Consider the following 19,942-nt stretch of genomic DNA (forward strand, 5'->3'; position numbering starts at 1 on the left):
GCGTGGGATATTTTTAACCTGAGTTCGACGAAAATAGTATGACCCCTCTCCAAACCTCTCCCCGCAACAGGGAGATGGTTAAAAGCTTAATTTTATGATGCTAATGACAGATTACAATGCCCCTCTCCGACACGGAGAGGGGTTGGGGTGAGGTTCAATGACTCCTACGTCGTCACGCTGCGCTATCGAATTTACTTTTTTTAAGTGATATGACGGTGCGTTGCGCTACGCGACAACACTACATGAATATTAAGTAATCGAATTGACCATTAGCATTTTTTTAACTGAGTTAATAAAATGACGATTTCATCAATTGCTGTTCTGAGAACTGGTGAGGGTTGATCAGATTGATTGACAATAATACTAAAAACTAATGGTTCATATTGGGGTGGGTTGACATATCCAGATAAAGATACAGCACCTCGTAATGTACCTGTTTTGGCTTGGACAATTCCCTCAGCGGAGGTATTACGAAATCTTTGTTTAAGAGTGCCATTTTTACCACTAATTGGTAGGGATACTCTATATATAGATGCTTCTGGAGTTTTAGCTATGGCTTGTAAAGTTTTAACTAAGGCTTCTGGACTAATTAAATTGCGTCTTGATAATCCAGAACCGTCAGCGAGAAGATAGCTATCGGGGGTAATACCTAACTGATTTAAACTGTTTTTGAGAACTTCTAAACCTACGTCTGCGCTATTGAGATTTTGCTGTTTAGTTTTTTTGATGGCTAGTGCTTTGAGTAAAGATTCGGCATAAAGATTATTACTATTAACATTGGTTTCTTTTAATAATTCTGATAAAGGTGGAGATTCAATAAAGGCAATTTCGTTTTGATAATTTTCACTAGAAGAAATTGAGGTTTTATCTACAGTGATTTGTTCTGAAGCCAAAATTGTCAAGAATCGCCGCAAAAAGTATTGATTAGGTTCAATGACAGGTAAAGTGGCTACATAGGGTTGAGAATTAGCAGCTATTTGACCACGAATGCGTAGAGTTTTGCCAGATAAATCGCGATTAATCTCTATAGATGTCTCTTGATTTCGAGGAACGGTAATGGCTTGATTAATGATATCCCATTGTTGAATTTCATCATTATCCTTACCCGTTATTGTTGGTGGTTGTCCAATATTTTGTGGTGCGATGTGGAAGCTAAATGTATTTTCATTTAAAATAAAACTACTGACTGGTGCGCCATAATCTGATTGCACATCTTCCCATTGCCAAGTTGGGTTAACAATATCGCCTTGAATATAGCTGTCATCAAGAATTAAGTTTTTAATTGCTGTGATGCCTTTTTGTTTTAATTGTTGTGCTAAAAGTTTTAATTTAGCTTCTGTTAAACTGGGATCACCTCTGCCAACAATTCTGACAGCCCCATCTTGCTCTTGATAAATGGAAGTACGAAAACGAAATTGACTTCCTAATTCTTTTAATGCCGCAGCAGTTGTGAGTAGTTTGGTATTAGAAGCCGGAATGAAAAACTTTTCGGCATCTTGGCTGTAAAGAGTTTGTTGGGATGATATATCTTGAATTAAGATACCCCAGCGCACGCGACGAAATAAGGGGTTATTAATTATTGCGGGAATGGATGAGTTTAATTGTGCAGGACAGAGGAATGTATTTACAGGTGGTGGAGTTTGAGATTGGGCTATTTGTTGATTTGTAGTAATTTGCAGGTTGATAGATAGAAAAATCAGGCTAAGAGTTATGTTTTTGAAATTCATTGTTAGTTTTACTAATAAAAAATAAAAACTCATGATAGTCTAAAAATACTAAGCATGAGCGATTAAATATATTTACAGCATTTTTCATGTGATGAAAGTGCACAAGGGCGGCTAAGATTCCCACCCCACAAGAGTATTATCATTCACGTCTGTAACTCATTGGCTGGCAATATGCTGTATTTATCTGTCAATTGCATACTTAATTTAGTTGTAAAATTCTGACAAAAACAATTTTTCCGATTCGGTTTGTAATATTGTTCATTGAGGCAATATCAAGATTATTCTTCTTCCTCTTCATATTCATCATCTTCATAATCGCCGAATATGGCATCAATGATTTCTTCAGCCCGGTCATCGGAAATATTCAATGCTTCTTGCAGTTCATAGAGATAATCTTCTTCACTTTCTCCCATTTCTTCATCAGCACCTACTACCAATATAGCGGTGATATATGCGGTTTCACGAGCTTCTTGATTGGGTAAGGATGCGATCGCTTGGCTGACTAACTCCTCTGGTTCTTCCTCCTCTATCAAGGTGGTGACTTTTTTGGTCAACTCCTCAAAATCTGCCTCTGAGTATTCGTCAAATACACCAATGCCTTCTAGCATTTCACTCAAAGTATCTTCTTCGGGTGCAGAAATGCCTTCACCGTCAGCAGCTGCCGAATATAATCCAATCAGTGCGATCGCTACTTCTGGTTCTAGGGCTACTGAACTGCTGCTGCTTTCGGGCAACTTGCGTTGAGACATAATTATCCTTTGCTGGGTTTTAATTGTTGAAAAAGTCTGTGGTGGAATAAATCCAGGTACATTCTACTTGACAACCCATAATTTCATATCAGGCATCAAGGAGAAATTTGAACCACAACTTCCCCACATTTAAGGTTCGCAAATCATTCGCAAAAATTACAGAGGCTGTTACTTTTTTTTATAAACAGCTACTAGCTTTTAAATTCGCCAACATTGCCCCCTAATTCTTGGCGTAAGCGATACAAAATTGTATTTTGGTCAACTTGGGAGAGAATTTCTTGAATGATAGTGCTAGCGCCTAATTGTCCCCAGGTACAGCCTTTTTCTAAATAGACCTGTGCGGCTTTACCGACAGTGTAAGCACCATAACCAGCGATTCCAGCTTGGGCGATCGCACTACCAGCGTAAGCTGTAAGATTGAGAGGATTATCACCACTGGTAATAGCGGCTGTACTTTTCCCTAAACCCAGCACAAAACTGCTGCCCAATTCACCCAACAGTAAACCACCAGAACTTAACAAAATCGTTTTCAGGACTTTGCTGGCTTCATAGCTAGTCATAGGCAAGCCATATAATCGAGCCAGGGAGCGAATTAAAGCTAAATCTGTAATCACACCACCGACAATATCCAAAAAAGCAATGGGATTCAAGCCAATAACCAAAGCCTTGTATTTGGTAAATTGCCAGATGATGTTTTCAGCTTCTTGTTGACGAAAATCAATGGTTTTTTCGGCAATGGTGGCTTCTGCTTCCCTAGCTTGTACTAGTGCATTTAACGCTAAGAGCGATCGCCCCTCCCGATTTAAAATCTTTAAAAGAATCTGCTTTAATTCATCCACCTGTGGTGGTGGTGTTTCCCACTCATAACTCACCCTACCATCAGGCCACTCTACCCGCACTTCCATCGGTGCTGGTTCTGCCGCTACCATCACAATCTCATCAGGTAACAAAGGTTCAGCTTGGGGATGACCCGCCCCTAATTGCTGTAAATTTTGATAAATAGCTGCCCTATCCGTCTCTGGATACAAATCAATTTTATTAAACACCAAAATTAACGGCTTCTGTGCCTGACGTAACTCTAACAAAGCTTGATACTCAGTCCGAGTAATATCACCAGAAACAATAAATAAAATTAAATCCGCTTGACGCGCCACATCCCGCGCCATTTGCGCCCTTGACTCTCCCTCAATTTCATCTAAACCAGGAGTATCAATTAATTCTACCAACACCTTATCACCAGGTTTCCAGCGCACAGAACGAGGCCATTGAGTTACACCATGAAGCGGCCCAGTTTGCAGAATTTTCTCCCCCAACAAAGAATTTAAAACCGCAGACTTACCCCGACTCACCAAGCCAAAGGCCGCAATACGGATGATATTGGCATCTAATTTATTCAGTGTGGCAGTTAATATTTCCAGTTGGGGTTTAACCACACTCGCTAAAGCAGGATTTGATCCTAACTTTCCTGACTTACGGAGATATCCATACCAAGATAATGCTTGTCTGAGACTAGCACGAGCGCGGTTTAAATGGGTTTCTTGCAGATTTCGCACAAAATTTTCTGGTGGGGTCAAGTGTTTAGTAGGGGACAGTGAGAAAAGTAATTGTCTTTGTTGGCTTTGCTGAATATGGGTTATGAAGAGAGATTCCATAAAATCTCTCTACAAGGGTTTTAAATTGATGCCAATCAAAATCAGCAACGCCTCTTTTTTATTGTGAGGGAATTTTTCACCTGTTGATGTTCTTTGTCAACTTCAGGCATCGCAGAAATTAAATTCCTCAATCACTGTATCCCACAAAATTATCAAATATTTTCTCTCCCTGGTGCTTTTACCAGCCACTCCTATGAACAGACAGATAGCCACCCTCCCATCCAATCTACGATAGAATTCAAGCAGAGTAAGCATTTCCCACTCAAACAACACCATGCTGGAAACTCTGCAAACGCAAATATATCAACTCGAACAATTCGCTAACAACTTAGTTAGCTATCAACTCAGCCATCTTACAATTTTCAGCATTGGCATTATTTTTTCTGCTGGTTTACTGACCAGTCTCACACCCTGTATGCTGTCCATGCTACCCATCACCATCGGCTACATTGGCGGTTATGAAGCTAAAAGCCGTCTCCAAGCCGCTGCACAGTCTACTTGGTTTGCCCTAGGGTTAGCAACCACCTTAGCAGGAATGGGAGTAGTTGCAGCCTTAATTGGTAAAGTTTACGGTCAAGTGGGATTTGGTTTACCAATTATTATTAGTATTCTCGCTATCATTATGGGGCTAAATCTATTAGAAGCCCTACCGCTACAATTTCCGTCTTTAGGTGATACTAATTGGATTTCTGCTGATTTACCACCAGGAGTCCGTTCCTATGCCATTGGTTTGACATTTGGGTTAGTGGCTTCACCTTGCAGTACCCCCGTTTTAGCTAGCTTACTGGGTTGGGTTGCCAATACTCAAGATTTGATTTTAGGTGCAGTTTTATTACTTGCTTACACCGCTGGCTATGTCACACCCTTAATTTTAGCAGGTACTTTTACTGCGACAATTAAAAAGCTATTAGAATTGCGCCGTTGGTCTGGCTGGATTAACCCAGTTAGCGGTGCGCTTTTAGTCGGATTTGGTGTTTTTTCCTTACTTTCTCGCATTCCCTTTGGTAGTTTCTAAGCAATGACTGTAGATAATACAACAATCCCAACTGCAAATTGGTGGTCAAGTTTTCGCAAGTTTTTCCGACAGGAGTTTTTGCGCGTTCTCACAGATTTACGATTAGCAATTATTCTCCTGTTAATCATTGCCGTATTTAGTGTCACTGGAACTGTAATTGAACAAGGACAAACACCGGCTTTTTACCAAGCTAACTACCCAGAACATCCAGCTTTATTTGGGTTTTTGACTTGGAAGGTCATACAAGTCATTGGTTTAGACCATGTGTATCGGACTTGGTGGTTTCTCAGTCTATTAGTTTTATTTGGTACTAGTTTAACTGCTTGTACTTTTACTCGCCAGTTACCAGCACTAAAAGCAGCCCAAAAGTGGAAATATTACGAAGAACCAAGGCAATTTCAAAAGTTAGCTTTAAGTGCCGAATTAAAGACAGATTCCTTAGAATCTTTGATTCCTATCTTGCAAAAAAAGCAGTATCGAATCTTTCAAGATAAGCATCACGAGCAAGATGATATTCTTTATGCCCGTAAAGGAATTGTGGGACGGATTGGTCCGATTATCGTGCATATCGGTATTGTCACTATTCTATTAGGTGGAATTTGGGGAGCAATGACGGGATTTGTTGCCCAAGAAATGATTGCCAGTGGTAGTACATTTCAGGTCAAAAACATTATTGATGCTGGGCCGTTTGCTTCTCAAGATGTGCTCAAAGATTGGTCTGTAAAAGTTAATCGATTTTGGATTGATTATACTCCCAAAGGTGGCATTGACCAGTTTTATTCAGATATGTCTGTCTTGAATAAACAAGGGGAAGAAGTTGACCATGAAAAAATTTATGTCAATAAACCTCTGCGTTATCATGGCGTAGTTTTTTATCAGACTGATTGGGGTATTGCTGGAGTCAAAATTCAATACAACAATAGTCCTATTTTTCAAATTCCTATGGGACAGTTAGACACTCAAGGTAAAGGTCGGATTTGGGGAACTTGGGTACCTACAAAACCTGATATGAGTGAAGGTGTATCTTTAATTGCTAAAGATTTACAAGGTATGGTTTTGGTTTATGACCAGACTGGTAAGCTGATTAATACCGTGAGAGCAGGAATGTCTACCCAAGTTAATGGTATTAATTTAAAAATTATTGATTTGGTTGGTAGTACAGGATTACAAATTAAATTTGATCCTGGTATTCCTATTGTTTATATTGGCTTTGCTTTGTTGATGTTGGGTGTAGTGATGAGCTATTTTTCCCATTCACAAATATGGGCTTTGCGGAAAGGAGATATTCTCTACATTGGGGGCAAAACTAACCGTGCTCAGGTTGCCTTTGAACAAGAAGTTTTAGGGATTTTAGAAAAGCTGAGTTCACCAGCTAAGTGTTAAATTTCCTAACTGCCTTGTCTACGAATATCAATATTAACTACATCAAACCCGCCTATGCGGGTTATTTTATTTATAGCAATGGACAGAACGGTTAGGACGTTAACTAACCCTCTTTCATTAAACTGGGAATCACAAAAATAATTTCCTAATTTTGAAATCCAGATGTGATAAAGGTTTGAACATTTTATTACTAACAAAATATGGCGAACATTTTGAAACATTAATAAATCGCCAAAACCCTTGTTAAATCAAGGTCTTAAATTTTGTGTTCCCTAGAGTCATGGAAGAGGGTTAGTTAAAAAATAATCTCAATAACTTACAAAAAACTTTCTCTCTATAGATAGAAGTTCCTATCACATCACAGTTTGATACAATTTTTTTGTATGAATTTAACCTGGGCGGTTTACAGTAGAATTCATGAAGCTTTTTAGTAATTATTTATGATTTACGATAACCGCGCTGAGGTGCGTAAAGTTTTAGTTATTACCCTTTTGTTAAACTTGTTTGTACTGGTTTTAAAAGCATTGGTTGGAACTTGGACAGGTTCTTTAAGTCTGCTGGCTGATGCTTTGCACAGTGTAACTGATAGTGCTAACAATGTTTTGGGTTTAGTTGCTAGTAAATTTTCTTCTCCATTACCAGACCGTGAACATCCCTACGGACACCATAAATTTGAAGCAGTAGGTGCTTTAGGGATTGCAGCTTTTTTAGGAATTGCTTGTTTTGAAATTATCCAAGGAGCAATAGAAAGAATAATTAAAGGTGGAGAGCCAGTAAGAATATCTGCTCCTGAGTTATGGTTATTGCTAATGGTGCTGGGTGTGAATATTTTTGTTGCTTTTTATGAACGAGGTGTTGGTCAACGGGTAGGTAGCCAAATATTGATTGCTGATTCAACCCACACCATGAGTGATGTGTGGGTAACTATTTCTGTAATTGGTGGCTTAATTGGTGTGTGGCTGGGTTATCAGTGGTTAGATATTGTGTTAGCCTTTCCTGTTGCTTTATTAGTATTTTGGAGTGGTTGGTCAGTTTTAAAGGAAAATTTACCTTGGTTAGTGGATGAAATGGCGATCGCTCCCGAAGCTATTCATGCGATCGCTGTTTCTGTCCCTGGTGTGATTAATTGTCATGAAATTGCTTCCCGTGGAGTCCTGGGCCGTCAAGTGTTTATGGAAATGCACCTAATTGTAGATGCACCAGATGTGGAAACTGCTCACTTAATTACAGAAGAAGTGGAACGTCAATTAGAACAGCGTTTCAGTCCTGTGAGGATTTCCATTCACGTTGAACCACCAAAATATCAATCTCCACATATTACTTTTGAACCGGAGTCACAGTGACAGATGACAGGTCAAAAAATAAAATCACGTGGTGACTGTCTTGAATTTCCAGCGATCGCTACAAAAATATTTAACCGACAAGTACCAAAGGTAAGGGTTTAGCAATGCTAAACCCCTACGCAAAAATATAATTAATACGAATTCGCCAAAAGCAACCAACAAATTGAGAAGACCCCTCCCCAACCCTCCCCGCAAGCGGGGAGGGTGCGCGATAGCGCGGGTGGGGTAATCATCTGTGTGCAAAATTTTTCGAGTTGGTATAATTCCCCATTTCAGGAATGCTTCCCTATCTCGTTTCTATTCCCATTCGATGGTTCCAGGTGGCTTAGAGGTGATGTCATACACCACACGGTTGACACCTTTCACTTCATTGACGATGCGGTTGGAAATAGCTTCTAGAACATCGTATGGTACACGGGCCCAGTCGGCTGTCATTCCGTCTTCACTGGTAACAATCCGCAGCACAATTGGGTAAGCATAGGTACGTTTATCACCCATGACACCAACGCTACGAATGGGCAATAAAACAGCGAAGGCTTGCCAATATTCGTTATATAAACCGCGTTGATTAATCTCTTGACGGACGATTAAATCAGCATCACGCAGGATATTTAACCTTTCCGCGGTGACTTCACCCAAGATGCGAATTGCTAACCCAGGGCCGGGAAAGGGCTGACGTTGAACAATTTCTTCTGGTAAACCTAAAGAACGCCCAACTTTACGGACTTCATCTTTGAAGAGTTTCCGTAATGGTTCCACGAGTTTAAATCTCAGGTCTTTAGGTAAGCCACCGACGTTGTGATGACTCTTAATTTTCACTGCTACTCGTTCACCTGTTTGGGGGTCAACGTTGGTATCAGCAGATTCAATTACGTCAGGATAGAGGGTTCCTTGGGCTAAATAGTCAAAGTGTCCGAGACGTTTCGATGTTTCTTCAAAAGCACGGATAAACTCATGACCGATGCGACGACGTTTTTCTTCAGGGTCTGTGATCTCATTTAGGGCTGTCAGGAAGCGATCGCGTTCATTGACATACTCGACAGGAATATGAAACTGTTCTTGGAACAGCTTTAACAGTCTTTCTGGTTCGTACTTCCGCATAAAGCCTTGGTCAATGAACACACAAGTCAACTGGTCACCAATGGCTTTGTGAAGTAAGAAGGCTAAAGTAGAAGAATCTACACCACCAGAAAGTGCTAAAAGTACCCGTTTATCTCCAACTTTCGCCCGAATCTCCCGAATAGATTCTTCGACAAAGGCTGCGGTTGTCCAGGTGGGTTCACAATCACAAATATGGTAAACAAAGTTGCGAATTAAAGCTATACCACCAATGGAATGTACTACCTCTGGATGGAATTGCACACCATAGAGTTTCTTGTGATGGTCAGCAATAGCCGCACAGGGAGTATTATCTGTATGGGCTAGCAGTTCAAATCCTGGTGGCATGGAGGTTACAGAGTCACCGTGACTCATCCACATGGTTGTGCCATCTTCCACGTTGGTCAACAGGTCTGTGGGATCATCTATATAGAGTGATGCCTTACCATATTCACCCCGGTCAGCTTTGGTAACTTCTCCACCCAGTTGATTGACCATCAACTGCATTCCATAGCAAACACCCAAAACAGGTATACCTAATTTCCAGATTTCTGGGTCACAATGGGGTGCATAGTCGCTGTATACTGAACTTGGCCCACCGGAGAGAATAATTCCTTTGGGGTTGAGTTGACGTAATTGTTCAGCTGTGGTGCGATAGGAAAGAACTTCCGAATATACTTGAGTTTCGCGGATACGTCGGGCAATGAGTTCTGAATATTGAGAACCAAAGTCAAGAATTACAATCATTTGGCGATTTAGCTGCCCCAAATTCTCCTGGTCTTGAGGTGCTTGTTGGTCGGTTAGTAGAGTCACCGCTGTATTCATGATGGCGAGAGTGTGTCTTTAAAGATAAGAGATCGCTAATTAATGGTCTAAGTTTTGCCTAAATGGGCAGCTAATGGTATGCAAAGAGTATATAGACGCGACTTACACCGCGTCCGTTTAGCCATGTTCTGGGCTAGGATATTTAGAAAAACAAAATCACTCTAGAGCAGTTATTGAAAAAATTATTGATTTGGTTTATTTATGATAATTCATATTAAGTTAACACAATTTATGCAATAACATGCAACCTGTTTGACTTTTAATAATAATTTCTCGATCGCGATCAAAAAGCACAGAACCAGCAACTGTGATACCTTGACCCTGGTCGCTATGGCTGTGGATATATTCTGCTACCCGCAGGTCAATGGTTTCAGCAATGGCCCTATATATTTGCATGACCCAATTACTGTGATTTTGACTATCAAGCGATCGCAAATGTTGTAGTGCTGCTTCAGCGGTGGGTGAATTAAATACTTGATGGATATCAGCAGCGGGTAAGCCCACCATAGCACAATGAGCCGTGAGAATTTCCCGCCGACCGTCAGCTAAATGATGATGGGTGTGAAAAATTCCCCCGGCCAGTTTCATTAATTTGCCGTGGTAACCAAACAATAAAATTTCTTTGACACCTAAGACATTGGCTGCTACCAACATGGGCCCTAACCAATTAGCTGTTTTCACTAATTGTTCAGGGTTAATTCCTAGTTTGCGCGCTAAATCTAGGCCATTTTCCCCAATACAGAAAACTAATGTTGAAAAGCGACTGGCTTTAGCTGCTAAATCAGCCCGGAAAGCCTCTAATTGATCAGGTGTACTCAACGGTTGAGAAATACCTGTAGTTCCTAATAAAGAAAGTCCTTCTACTACACCAAAGGCAGAGTTAGAAGTTCTCACAGCGAGCGATCGCCCGGCTGGTAAGATAATCGTGACCGCTATTTTTTCCCCTGGTGCTAGTAGTCGGCGTAAATTTTCTCGTAATAAGGTTTGAGCATAGCCATAAATTGCTGGTGCATCACTAGCATTCTGAATTTTGCCAATTCCTTCTCCCCCTTTAATCATGACAACTTCCCCATCATCTGTCCGCCACTCCACCAAGGCCCAAACTGGTGTATTTTTGGTCAAATCCAGATTATCACCAGGGTCGCTGCGGCTAATTCCTAAGGCTTGAGTTGCCGACAATCCTGCTACCTGCTCAATCGGTATTTCTGCTATTTCTACAGGTGTAATTAAATCAACTGTCACCATTGCCAGTGACTGTTGATGACGCAGCCAATGTAAAGCTGCTATCGCAGCCCCACAAGCAAACACAGGGAGAGTATATCCAAAACGGGACATGGGCAAAATCAAATGTTTGGTGATTAAATCTGTCCGTTGGTCACTGTTGATTCATTGGTAAAGGACAGGCAAATTTTTCGCCTCTCACCTCTGGCCAATTCTAAACCCCAACCTCTGCCAGTAAATTTTGCATAGCTTCCCAAGAGATAGCGGTTTGAATATAACGAGGTGATTCAGGGTTGTAAGGGCTAGCGATACGGTCAATGGCGATAATTTTCGCCTCATCTGGGAGGACGGGTATATCTGGATCAAAAGCTGTAGCACGCATTAATGAGCTAGAAAACCCTTTAAAAACGGCGATTTTGTCCTGATCTTCCTCTAGTTCTATGGTGACGATCAAAACCTCTTGGGGTCGCTTGATTGTGTACTGTTCTAGCCTTTTAGCAATGGAATTATTCATCAATAACAAACTGTCAAACATTACTTCATGGTCAAGATTGAAGATGGAATCCACCTTCATGTTTAGCGGTTATTGAGTCGCTGAACGTCCTTGTTTACCGAGTTTAAACAAGATAAAATAGCTGAGATAAAGCACATAAATGACTAAAGCAATTATTCCCAAGAAACCCAGGAAAGCAGGTTTGCTATTATGATGGAAATAATCTTTAAACAGTAATGGTGCTTCTAACCACACGCTACAGTAGTTGGTTTTCAAAGTTGTGGAAGAGAAAGCACAACTCAAAAAAGGCGCAAATGCGATCGCACCGAGAATGGAATAAACTGTTGTTGCCCATCGCCACGATCTGAACAGCAATTTCAATAGACCCTTGGGTTGATACTCAATTTCATCATTCAGATCCACCCAAAACCACAGAGATATGGGAATGAGAATGCGTGCTATCCAATCGGTAATAAAACTGACAGCAAATCCACCCATCATCAAATAAATTGTGATGATCCACAAACTAGCAACTCGCCAGTAAATCATTAACAAACGTTGTATTCCTTCTGCTTTTTGCACAAAAGCCCAAATCAGCAGAATTAAGGGAATAATCACGATAAATAATACCGCCAGCCGATAATCTATCCAGACGTAAGGGCGGAACCATACTTGTGTCATAACTAGTTGTTAATCAATCAATACAAAATTTAACTGTTGTTTTCCAATTTATTGCTAATGTTCCAGAATTGTTAAGAATTGAGCAAATCTGTCTGGGGACAGGAATGAGGGCAAAATAGGTGACAATTCAGGAAAAATCCAGCTTACAGACCAAAATCTCCTTAAAGCATCGTCCAGACACATCAAAATTTCTTTATTAGGATATCGATACTTTAGTTTATGTATATGCAGGCAGTTTGATTTTGCTAGGTAAGTTTTGATTCTTGTCTAACTCTTGCCACATAAACATTAGCCAACGATTATAGAGCGAAAAACGGGGAATAATTTCCCCGTCTAGCTGAAAATGTTTATTCAAATCATAAACTGCTGTGTTTTGCCAGTTGAGTTTATGGCTGTTGAGTTCTGGAAGGAAAAATGGTCTAGGCTACATTTCTAGTCGTCGTAAACACGGCACTCAGCAGCTTCTGGATTATCATCACAATATTGTTCTAGGGAATTTTTGGGTTTATTTTGACGTTGATGGGAAGCTTCTGCTTGTAGTTCTTCCACTGCATCCCAAGCAGCAGCACACTCAGCTGAGTTGCTACCACTGATATCGCAGACTGTACGAGCGTTTTCTACTTCTTCTCTGATTTTATCGTCAATTGGGGTCTCGGTTTTTTCTTGGATGTTGGTCATCTTTTTAGTCTCGTTATTTTTTTGCTGATAGGGGTTGAGAAAAATTCAAAAATGGCAGTTTTTACTTTATCATCTACCATTTTACCCATTTCATAGGTGAGTGTATATACTCATTCATCAATCCCTAACCTTTGCAGGGATTATTTTCATCTTCAATGTGGTGAGATTTGGGTTTTTCGATACTGTAGCGTCAATACTATGGGGGATTAATCATACAATATATGTAAATTTGTACAGCAGGGAGCGACACCCCCAATCATGGGGATGTTGAAAGGTCTAGTGTGAAGTCTAGTCAGATGTAATACTTCCCTGACGCAAATAGATGAACAAATAGCCCGAATATAGAAACAGTCCAGAACTCATGGCAGATCAAATGCAGTGGGCAAATGCCCTATCTACCCGTCCCTCCTTGGAAGCAGCTGTTACAGAGGTGGTACAAAAAGCTGTTTCAGCTTTACCGGCACCTGCGGATTTAGGACTGGTTTTCATTTCATCTGCTTTTATGAGTGAGTATTCTCGACTCTTACCTTTATTGGCAGAGAAATTGTCTGTCCCAGTGTTGATTGGTTGTAGTGCTGGGGGTGTGATTGGTGAAAAGGAAGGACAAACTCAGGAAATAGAAGCGGAACCAGCAATTAGCCTTACCTTAGCTCATCTGCCAGGGGTAGAAGTGAAACCTTTTCATGTGCTAGCAGATGAATTACCAGATTTAGACAGTTCCCCCAATGCTTGGATTGATTTGCTTGGTGTTTCTCCGTCTGAGAAACCCCAATTTATTGTTTTGTCTAGTCCTACTGGTGCGGGAATTAATGACCTATTACAGGGGTTGGATTTTGCTTATCCAGGTTCGGTGACGGTAGGTGGTCTAGCTAGTAGCGGGTTTATGAATGGTCGTGTGGCTTTGTTTTGTGGCGATCGCTTGCATCGAGAAGGTACAGTGGGAGTAGCATTGGCTGGCAATATTGTGTTGGATACGATTGTGGCCCAAGGATGCCGACCCATTGGGGAACCGTTGCGAGTCACCAAAGCGGAACGAAATATTATTTTAGAGTTAGATGAAAAAGTCCCTTTGAACTTGTTGCGGGACTTGATTAGCAGTTTAAGTGAAGAAGAACGTAAGTTAGCCCAACATTCTCTGTTTGTGGGGTTGGCAATGGATGAGTTTAAGCTGAACTTACAGCAAGGTGATTTTTTAATTCGTAATATTTTAGGGGTAGATCCAACGGCTGGGGCCATTGCTATTGGCGATCGCATTCGTCCTGGACAAAGGTTACAATTTCACCTACGAGATGCCCATGCTTCTGCGGAAGATTTAGAGTTTTTGTTGGAGAAGTACCAAAACCAATACCCAGATGATGAGCAAGTTTCTGCTTGTGGGGCGTTGATGTTTACCTGTCTAGGACGAGGCCAAGGGCTTTACAACCAAGCAAATTTTGATTCCCAGTTATTTAACCAATATGTTGAAGATATTCCTGTGGGAGGCTTCTTCTGTGGGGGTGAAATTGGCCCTGTCGGTGGGAGAACATTTTTACATGGTTATACTTCTGTATTCGCTATTTGCCGTCAAGCCCATTCCTAAATAGCTATCACCTTTTATCCATGACCGATTAACAAGGTGCTGTGGTTATCTATCAGGGTAGCACTGCTATCATGAGCGATCGCCCCATATTGTTGAATATAGCTGCGGACATGGACAGGAAAATCTGGATAATCTAATACTGCATCCCCATCGGCTACTGTAGCCCAAAAATCCCGCATCCCAGGGGCTAACTCCTGTGCTTGGGTTAAGGGTAAATTTAGAGGTGGCAAAGTTAATAGCTTGACGAGAAAGGGATAGGAGCGATCGCCCATCCATTTTCGTGATAGATGTTGTAAGTTAGGAAAATCCGGCACAGACTCGACCCGATGGGAGACGATTTGTAACCATTCTCGATGAAAATCATCACGATAATATTCCAGCACCCGATAAGGATGGGGATAGCTGACTAGAGAGCCTGTAGTAATATCATATACGCCTTGCGAGCAGGCTACATCTTGGACATGGAGATGACCAGTAAACACTAATTTGACTTTGTAGCGTTTGAGAATGGCTAATAATTCCCCAGCATTTTCCAGCATATACCGATGAGCCATAGGATGACGCGATTGATTCGGTAAATGTTCGACCACATTGTGATGAACCATGACCAAAACTAACTCATCCTGAACCTGTTGTAGTTCTGCCTCTAGCCATTGTAATTGTTGCCGATCTATCCTTCCTACCTGCTGTTCGTCCTGATCAAATGAGTTAGAATTCAGACCAATGAGCCGCACCCCAGGCAATATTGACTGAGAATAATATATTTGCTCTGGTTGTTCATAACCAAATTTTTGATAATAATAGGGAAAATCTGCACAACCAATAGATTGTTGATTGGCCTTTAACACTGGCACATCATGATTTCCTGGCACCACATAAACAGGAAAGGGTAGCTGAGATAATCTTTTTTGCAACCATTCGTGATTTTGTGGTTCACCATGCTGAGTTAAATCCCCAGGAATTAATAAAAAATCAAGATTTAGCTGCATTAAATGTTCTAGTACACTTTCCAAAGCGGGAATACTCACCTCGACTAAATGAAATCGACTAGGGTGATCCCATATGGTATGTGGTAGAGCAATGTGTAAGTCGCTCACTATGCCAAAACGAAATTTTAAAGTCATTGATTTAAGAAGATGTTAATAGCAAGAATACCCTCTTTTTTCAAAGTATAACTCTTGCCCTGTCTACCTGTAGAGCAACAAATAGACTTAACATTTATATACATAATTCGATATCCAAGGAGAACTAACTTTGTCACCTGTTCGCGTTCGTCAGCATGTTAATCCATTGGCCCGTAAGTTTCAAAACCCAGTTTTATCTCCAGTATGGGAAGAAATCTATGCACAACATCATCAACCTCTACATTTAGATATTGGTTGTGCTAGGGGGAGATTTGTGCTGCAAATGGCACAAATAGAAAGTAACTGGAATTTTTTAGGTTTAGAGATTCGTGAACCTTTGGTTATGGAGGCCAATAAGCTACGGGATGAGATGAATTTGAAGAACTTACATTATATTTTTTGCAATGCCAATAACTCTCTCAGATTTCTGTTATCTACCCTTACTCCTGGAACCTTACAGCGTGTCACTATTCAATTTCCTGATCCCTGGTTTAAAACCCGTCACGCAAAACGCCGTGTGGTACAACCCCAGCTAGTGACTGAATTAGCTGATTATTTAGCTGTGGGAGGAGTTGTGTTTTTACAATCGGATATAGAATTTGTAGCAGTGGAAATGTGCGATCGCTTTCGTGAACATCCAGCATTTACTAAACTAGGTACAGAGGAATGGTTAGTAGAAAATCCCCTCTCCGTACCCACAGAGAGAGAAATCGCCACTCAAAACAAAGGTGAACCTGTGTATCGGGCTATTTTTACTAAAAAAGGTGCATAGGAAACTATTAATACTAATTACAGTATCTCTATTTTGATTAGGGGTTGAGCAATAGTTTTACCCCTACTTATCTCTTATGCCAACCAAATGGAGATGAACTAGAATAATTGACCACAGATAAAGATACAGCAAACAAAGGATGAAATGATTATCTGTAGTATCTGATCAAGTTGGTCTTATTATTTTGATTGAGTTGTATTGGTATTAAATCTATCACTTATCATGAGAATCGCCAATCAAGTCAATAGATATAACTTGATAGTTCAACCAAGTTACTTGTAGAATTTTTATATTTTTCTGCAAAAATTTACTGTTTCTTGATTAAATCTTTGTAAGTCTCTTTTAGGATAGTGAAAGTAAACTAATTATCTCACTACAAAAAACCTTTAGTGAATATGTAAATTCTGTGTGTATTAAACAATGAAAACAGCAGCAGACGAGAAAAACTGGCTGCAAGGAAGCCGTTATAGTAATCGGGGACGGATTTATTTGTTTGCTCCCATGGTTAACTTCAATATCATGGCTGAAGTTGGAGAAACTCCCCCTTAGTTTAATGTGCTTTGCTTGCTTGGAAATTTGAAAGTAATTGTGGAATCACAGCTTGATTGTCATGAGAAGGAATTCTCATCGCTAGGTCATATGATTTACTGGTGTCGTAACCATTACCACTTTGATAGTAGACACCAGATGATTGTTGATGAATAAAACTCATGAGTTGGGAAGAGAGACAAATGATATTTGACCAACTCACAGCAAGCATGATTTTCTCAAATTCTCCAAGTCAAGTCATCAAATAATCATTACAGAATTTGCTGTGTTTTGAATGAGAATTCAAAACAGGCATTAATAATCTCAATTTTTAAATAGTTGTTCTTAGTGGTGAAATGACAAACCACTGATATCGATGCTGTGATAATTTGCAGTTCATGAATGTGGTAAAGATGTTGGTAAATATCTTTACAACAACTAATTAATTGCATCTGGCTCTAGATATGGGATGAAAGCCCAAATCTAGCTGATGTTTGTATAAATCTGCAATTTTTCCATGCAGATATGTAGGGAATTTACAGAAGTTACACCAATTATCAGAAAACTGATGCTCTAATATCGAAACCGTTATGGGAGATGAAAGAAATGACTCAAGTTATAGAAAAAAATAACCAAAAAAGGCTGCATCTTCCTTACTTAGATGGATTACGTGGATTAGCTGCGCTGTATGTTGTACTTGTTCACGTTGAACCTTCCATGGGGGGAGAACTGCCGTTGCATTGGTTGTTATTAGTCAGAATTATGCAATATGGTGCATTTAGTGTTGTTAGTTTTATTGTGCTTTCTGGGTATGTTTTGATGCTACCAGTGGCACGTTCTGAAAATGGACATTTAACAGGCAGTTTCATTAATTATTTGAAAAGGAGAGCACGACGAATTTTACCTCCATATTACATAGCCTTATTGATTTGTATTTTCATAAGTGCTGTGGTTTTTGTTCTGGAGCAATTTACTAGTTTTCGATGGAATAAACTAGCTGGTGCTGGTGCATTTGATCCTCACTTTTCGTGGATTGATGTTATTTCTCACTTGCTATTAGTTCATAATTTGCACAGTAGTACATACTTGACTATTAATCCACCTATGTGGACTATTGCCACGGAATGGCAAACTTATTTTATTTTTCCCTTATTATTACTGCCAATTTGGAGATGTTGGGGATTATTATCAGTTGTCATCATTTCCTTTACTATTGGCTTAATTCCCATATCTTTTACTAATGGCTTCTTAGCATCAGCTAATCCTTGGTTTTTAGGTATATTTACTTTAGGAATGGCAGCGGCAGATATTGGATTTTCTCAAAAAACTCAGCTAGTAGCGATCAAAAATTCTCTGCCTTGGGGACGGTTGGCTATTATCTTTACTGGTATGGCTGTGATTACTGAATGGCGAAGATTAGGCTTACATATCTGGATTAATCAAAGTTTCGCTGGTCTGGCATTTGCTTGTTTAATCATCTATTTAACTAAGTCAATTATGGAAAACAAGCAACCACCCTTAGCATTACAAATATTACAACATCCTTGGGCGATCGCCCTGGGTACCTTTTCCTATAGTTTATATCTCACCCATGGGCCAGTGTTAGTTTTTGTGCGTTACGGACTGTTTTATCTTCCCCTTTCACCAGATATGTTTGCAGCCGCATCCTATGTAGTAGGTACGGCAATTTCATTAATTGTTGCTTATTGGTTTTACTTATTCTGTGAACGACCATTTATGTCCAATTTTTTGAAACAGCGGAAAATTAAGGATGTCCTAATTTCTGAAACATCGACAAAAAATTAACCGGAGAAAGTATTGATGTTGTTGTACATAGAGGTTACAGTACATCACCAAAGTTAGTGATAAGTCTAACCGCGAAATTCATTCCCCACAGGCATCAAAATTTATTAATACAATGGATCAAAAGAAAGATCATAAACTGCACCTTTCCTTCTTAGAAGGTATCCGTGGCATGGCAGCTTTATATGTGGTACTTTGCCATGTTTTTCTAAATCAACCAGAGAATTTATCTCAATGGATAAGTTTACCATCAAAAATTTTACGTTATGGTTCATTTAGTGTGGCATTGTTCATTGTTTTATCTGGATATTGTTTAATGCTACCAGTTGTCCGCTCAAAAACTCACACTCTCTCTGGCAACTTATATGGCTATTTTCACAGAAGAGTGAGAAGGATTATTCCACCTTATTATGTTGTGCTTATTTTATGCTGTTTATTAAGTTTATTTATTTTAGCTGGGGAGCAATTTACTAATTTTCAATGGAGCAAACTTCCTTACGATTGGTTTTCTACCACTTTTACTGTCAAAAATGTCATTTTACATCTTTTATTGATTCATAATTTGACTCCAGATTTTCAAGAGTATGTTCTCAACTTGCCACTTTGGAGTGTAGGATTAGAATGGCAAATCTACTTTTTATTTCCCCTCATATTATTACCTTTATGGCGGCGATGGAACTGGTTTGTGGTTATTGCTATAGCTTTTTTGATTGGATTGACACCCCATTATTTATTTAGTGGTTATCTAGATTTCAGCCGCCCTTGGTTTGTGGGTGCATTCAGTCTTGGTATGTTAGCAGCAGATATTGTATTTTCGGACAAGCCTCATCTGATGAAACTCAGAAAATGTTGGCATTGGGAGAAGCTGGCTATTATTTTCACTGGTTTGGCAATATTAACTGAGTGGCAGATATTAGGAATAGATGTTTGGATTTGTGAAACTTTTGCAGCTATGGCTGCTGCTTGTTTGATTATATATTGTTCTCAGATTGTGATTGAAAATAAAACACGTCCTTTCATTCTCCGTTTATTTGAGCATACTTGGTTACTAACATTGGGAAGTTTTTCTTACAGTTTGTATCTCACTCACGGGCCAATAGTAACACTAGTCCGTCATTGGCTGATTAGTCTACAGTTATCTCCTGTTTTATTTACAGCTATGCACTATCTACTCAGTGTAGGATTATCATTACTATTTGCTTATTTGTTTTACTTACGCTTTGAAAAACCATTTATATCTCATAGTTCAAAAGTAGTCCGCACTTAAAATA

Annotated in this window: 19 protein-coding genes; 8 read left to right on the forward strand and 11 right to left on the reverse strand. The window is 39.8% G+C overall.

Features of this window, described 5'->3' with window-relative positions:
* Positions 1–269: 269 nt before the first annotated feature.
* From dacB to H6G73_RS09560, 3 genes are all read right to left on the reverse strand, one after another.
* Complete coding sequence (gene dacB / locus H6G73_RS09550; RefSeq protein ID WP_190603690.1) at positions 270–1,727, reverse strand: D-alanyl-D-alanine carboxypeptidase/D-alanyl-D-alanine endopeptidase; 1,458 nt, start codon at positions 1,725–1,727, stop codon at positions 270–272.
* Between the two features lie 278 nt (positions 1,728–2,005).
* Positions 2,006–2,476, reverse strand: a complete 471-nt coding sequence (locus tag H6G73_RS09555; RefSeq protein WP_190603692.1) for a tellurite resistance TerB family protein — start codon at positions 2,474–2,476, stop codon at positions 2,006–2,008.
* Positions 2,477–2,667: 191 nt separating this feature from the next.
* Entirely contained in the window at positions 2,668–4,029 is a 1,362-nt protein-coding gene (locus H6G73_RS09560) for a GTP-binding protein (RefSeq protein WP_190603799.1), read from the reverse strand.
* A gap of 373 nt (positions 4,030–4,402) precedes the next feature.
* Between H6G73_RS09560 and H6G73_RS09565 the strand changes: the two genes are divergently transcribed.
* The 3 genes from H6G73_RS09565 to H6G73_RS09575 all read left to right on the forward strand — a co-directional run bounded on the left by H6G73_RS09565 (position 4,403) and on the right by H6G73_RS09575 (position 7,869).
* Positions 4,403–5,143: a cytochrome c biogenesis protein CcdA gene (locus tag H6G73_RS09565; RefSeq protein ID WP_190603694.1), complete on the forward strand. Its 741-nt coding sequence runs from the start codon at positions 4,403–4,405 to the stop codon at positions 5,141–5,143.
* Between the two features lie 3 nt (positions 5,144–5,146).
* Positions 5,147–6,526, forward strand: coding sequence for a cytochrome c biogenesis protein (locus tag H6G73_RS09570; protein WP_190603696.1), 1,380 nt, complete (start codon positions 5,147–5,149; stop codon positions 6,524–6,526).
* Positions 6,527–6,966: 440 nt separating this feature from the next.
* Positions 6,967–7,869 (forward strand): cation diffusion facilitator family transporter, encoded by a 903-nt coding sequence (locus tag H6G73_RS09575; RefSeq protein ID WP_190603698.1) that lies wholly within the window; start codon positions 6,967–6,969, stop codon positions 7,867–7,869.
* Positions 7,870–8,166: 297 nt separating this feature from the next.
* On the opposite strand, the gene guaA is transcribed toward H6G73_RS09575, so the two are convergent.
* The 6 genes from guaA to H6G73_RS09605 form a co-directional block, all read right to left on the reverse strand.
* Entirely contained in the window at positions 8,167–9,792 is a 1,626-nt protein-coding gene (guaA, locus tag H6G73_RS09580) for a glutamine-hydrolyzing GMP synthase (protein WP_190603700.1), read from the reverse strand.
* A 219-nt stretch (positions 9,793–10,011) separates the two neighbouring features.
* Positions 10,012–11,127, reverse strand: coding sequence for a cobalt-precorrin-5B (C(1))-methyltransferase CbiD (cbiD, locus tag H6G73_RS09585; protein WP_190603702.1), 1,116 nt, complete (start codon positions 11,125–11,127; stop codon positions 10,012–10,014).
* 100 nt (positions 11,128–11,227) lie between these two features.
* The gene (locus tag H6G73_RS09590) at positions 11,228–11,527 is read right to left on the reverse strand and encodes a DUF7734 family protein (RefSeq protein ID WP_190603802.1); all 300 of its coding nucleotides are present in this window, start codon (positions 11,525–11,527) and stop codon (positions 11,228–11,230) included.
* A 69-nt stretch (positions 11,528–11,596) separates the two neighbouring features.
* A complete protein-coding gene (locus tag H6G73_RS09595; RefSeq protein WP_190603704.1) occupies positions 11,597–12,187 on the reverse strand; it encodes a DUF3177 family protein in 591 nt (196 codons plus the stop codon).
* A 217-nt stretch (positions 12,188–12,404) separates the two neighbouring features.
* Entirely contained in the window at positions 12,405–12,542 is a 138-nt protein-coding gene (locus H6G73_RS09600) for a hypothetical protein (protein ID WP_190603707.1), read from the reverse strand.
* Between the two features lie 77 nt (positions 12,543–12,619).
* A complete protein-coding gene (locus H6G73_RS09605) occupies positions 12,620–12,865 on the reverse strand; it encodes a Calvin cycle protein CP12 (protein WP_190603708.1) in 246 nt (81 codons plus the stop codon).
* 361 nt (positions 12,866–13,226) lie between these two features.
* Here H6G73_RS09605 and H6G73_RS09610 point away from each other — a divergent pair, with 361 nt between their 5' ends.
* Positions 13,227–14,444: an FIST signal transduction protein gene (locus tag H6G73_RS09610; RefSeq protein ID WP_190603710.1), complete on the forward strand. Its 1,218-nt coding sequence runs from the start codon at positions 13,227–13,229 to the stop codon at positions 14,442–14,444.
* Between the two features lie 14 nt (positions 14,445–14,458).
* Here the strand turns inward: H6G73_RS09610 and H6G73_RS09615 are convergent, their stop codons facing one another.
* Complete coding sequence (locus tag H6G73_RS09615) at positions 14,459–15,568, reverse strand: metallophosphoesterase family protein (RefSeq protein ID WP_190603712.1); 1,110 nt, start codon at positions 15,566–15,568, stop codon at positions 14,459–14,461.
* A 130-nt stretch (positions 15,569–15,698) separates the two neighbouring features.
* Between H6G73_RS09615 and trmB the strand changes: the two genes are divergently transcribed.
* Together trmB and H6G73_RS24770 are read left to right on the forward strand one after the other, a co-directional pair.
* The gene (gene trmB, locus H6G73_RS09620) at positions 15,699–16,340 is read left to right on the forward strand and encodes a tRNA (guanosine(46)-N7)-methyltransferase TrmB (protein WP_190603714.1); all 642 of its coding nucleotides are present in this window, start codon (positions 15,699–15,701) and stop codon (positions 16,338–16,340) included.
* A 420-nt stretch (positions 16,341–16,760) separates the two neighbouring features.
* Positions 16,761–16,889: a hypothetical protein gene (locus H6G73_RS24770; protein ID WP_256443815.1), complete on the forward strand. Its 129-nt coding sequence runs from the start codon at positions 16,761–16,763 to the stop codon at positions 16,887–16,889.
* A gap of 1 nt (position 16,890) precedes the next feature.
* Here the strand turns inward: H6G73_RS24770 and H6G73_RS09625 are convergent, their stop codons facing one another.
* Positions 16,891–17,100, reverse strand: coding sequence for a hypothetical protein (locus tag H6G73_RS09625; RefSeq protein WP_190603715.1), 210 nt, complete (start codon positions 17,098–17,100; stop codon positions 16,891–16,893).
* A gap of 374 nt (positions 17,101–17,474) precedes the next feature.
* Between H6G73_RS09625 and H6G73_RS09630 the strand changes: the two genes are divergently transcribed.
* A complete protein-coding gene (locus H6G73_RS09630) occupies positions 17,475–18,674 on the forward strand; it encodes an acyltransferase family protein (protein ID WP_190603718.1) in 1,200 nt (399 codons plus the stop codon).
* 112 nt (positions 18,675–18,786) lie between these two features.
* Positions 18,787–19,938 carry an acyltransferase family protein gene (locus H6G73_RS09635; RefSeq protein ID WP_190603720.1) on the forward strand — a complete coding sequence of 384 codons (1,152 nt, stop codon included), beginning with the start codon at positions 18,787–18,789 and terminating at the stop codon, positions 19,936–19,938.
* The last annotated feature ends 4 nt before the right edge of the window (positions 19,939–19,942 follow it).

The sequence above is a fragment of the Richelia sinica FACHB-800 genome, assembly GCF_014698825.1.
GTDB lineage: Bacteria > Cyanobacteriota > Cyanobacteriia > Cyanobacteriales > Nostocaceae > FACHB-800.

What these genes read in the sequence shown, in the direction of transcription:
- H6G73_RS09625 (WP_190603715.1), bottom strand. Translation starts at nt 17,100, where the DNA reads ATGCTTGCTGTGAGTTGGTCAAATATCATTTGTCTCTCTTCCCAACTC.
- cbiD (WP_190603702.1), bottom strand. Translation starts at nt 11,127, where the DNA reads ATGTCCCGTTTTGGATATACTCTCCCTGTGTTTGCTTGTGGGGCTGCG.
- H6G73_RS09570 (WP_190603696.1), top strand. Translation starts at nt 5,147, where the DNA reads ATGACTGTAGATAATACAACAATCCCAACTGCAAATTGGTGGTCAAGT.
- H6G73_RS09555 (WP_190603692.1), bottom strand. Translation starts at nt 2,476, where the DNA reads ATGTCTCAACGCAAGTTGCCCGAAAGCAGCAGCAGTTCAGTAGCCCTA.
- H6G73_RS09605 (WP_190603708.1), bottom strand. Translation starts at nt 12,865, where the DNA reads ATGACCAACATCCAAGAAAAAACCGAGACCCCAATTGACGATAAAATC.
- H6G73_RS09590 (WP_190603802.1), bottom strand. Translation starts at nt 11,527, where the DNA reads ATGAATAATTCCATTGCTAAAAGGCTAGAACAGTACACAATCAAGCGA.
- guaA (WP_190603700.1), bottom strand. Translation starts at nt 9,792, where the DNA reads ATGAATACAGCGGTGACTCTACTAACCGACCAACAAGCACCTCAAGAC.
- H6G73_RS24770 (WP_256443815.1), top strand. Translation starts at nt 16,761, where the DNA reads ATGAAAACAGCAGCAGACGAGAAAAACTGGCTGCAAGGAAGCCGTTAT.
- H6G73_RS09610 (WP_190603710.1), top strand. Translation starts at nt 13,227, where the DNA reads ATGGCAGATCAAATGCAGTGGGCAAATGCCCTATCTACCCGTCCCTCC.
- H6G73_RS09635 (WP_190603720.1), top strand. Translation starts at nt 18,787, where the DNA reads ATGGATCAAAAGAAAGATCATAAACTGCACCTTTCCTTCTTAGAAGGT.
- dacB (WP_190603690.1), bottom strand. Translation starts at nt 1,727, where the DNA reads ATGAATTTCAAAAACATAACTCTTAGCCTGATTTTTCTATCTATCAAC.
- H6G73_RS09595 (WP_190603704.1), bottom strand. Translation starts at nt 12,187, where the DNA reads ATGACACAAGTATGGTTCCGCCCTTACGTCTGGATAGATTATCGGCTG.
- H6G73_RS09565 (WP_190603694.1), top strand. Translation starts at nt 4,403, where the DNA reads ATGCTGGAAACTCTGCAAACGCAAATATATCAACTCGAACAATTCGCT.
- H6G73_RS09615 (WP_190603712.1), bottom strand. Translation starts at nt 15,568, where the DNA reads ATGACTTTAAAATTTCGTTTTGGCATAGTGAGCGACTTACACATTGCT.
- H6G73_RS09575 (WP_190603698.1), top strand. Translation starts at nt 6,967, where the DNA reads ATGATTTACGATAACCGCGCTGAGGTGCGTAAAGTTTTAGTTATTACC.
- H6G73_RS09630 (WP_190603718.1), top strand. Translation starts at nt 17,475, where the DNA reads ATGACTCAAGTTATAGAAAAAAATAACCAAAAAAGGCTGCATCTTCCT.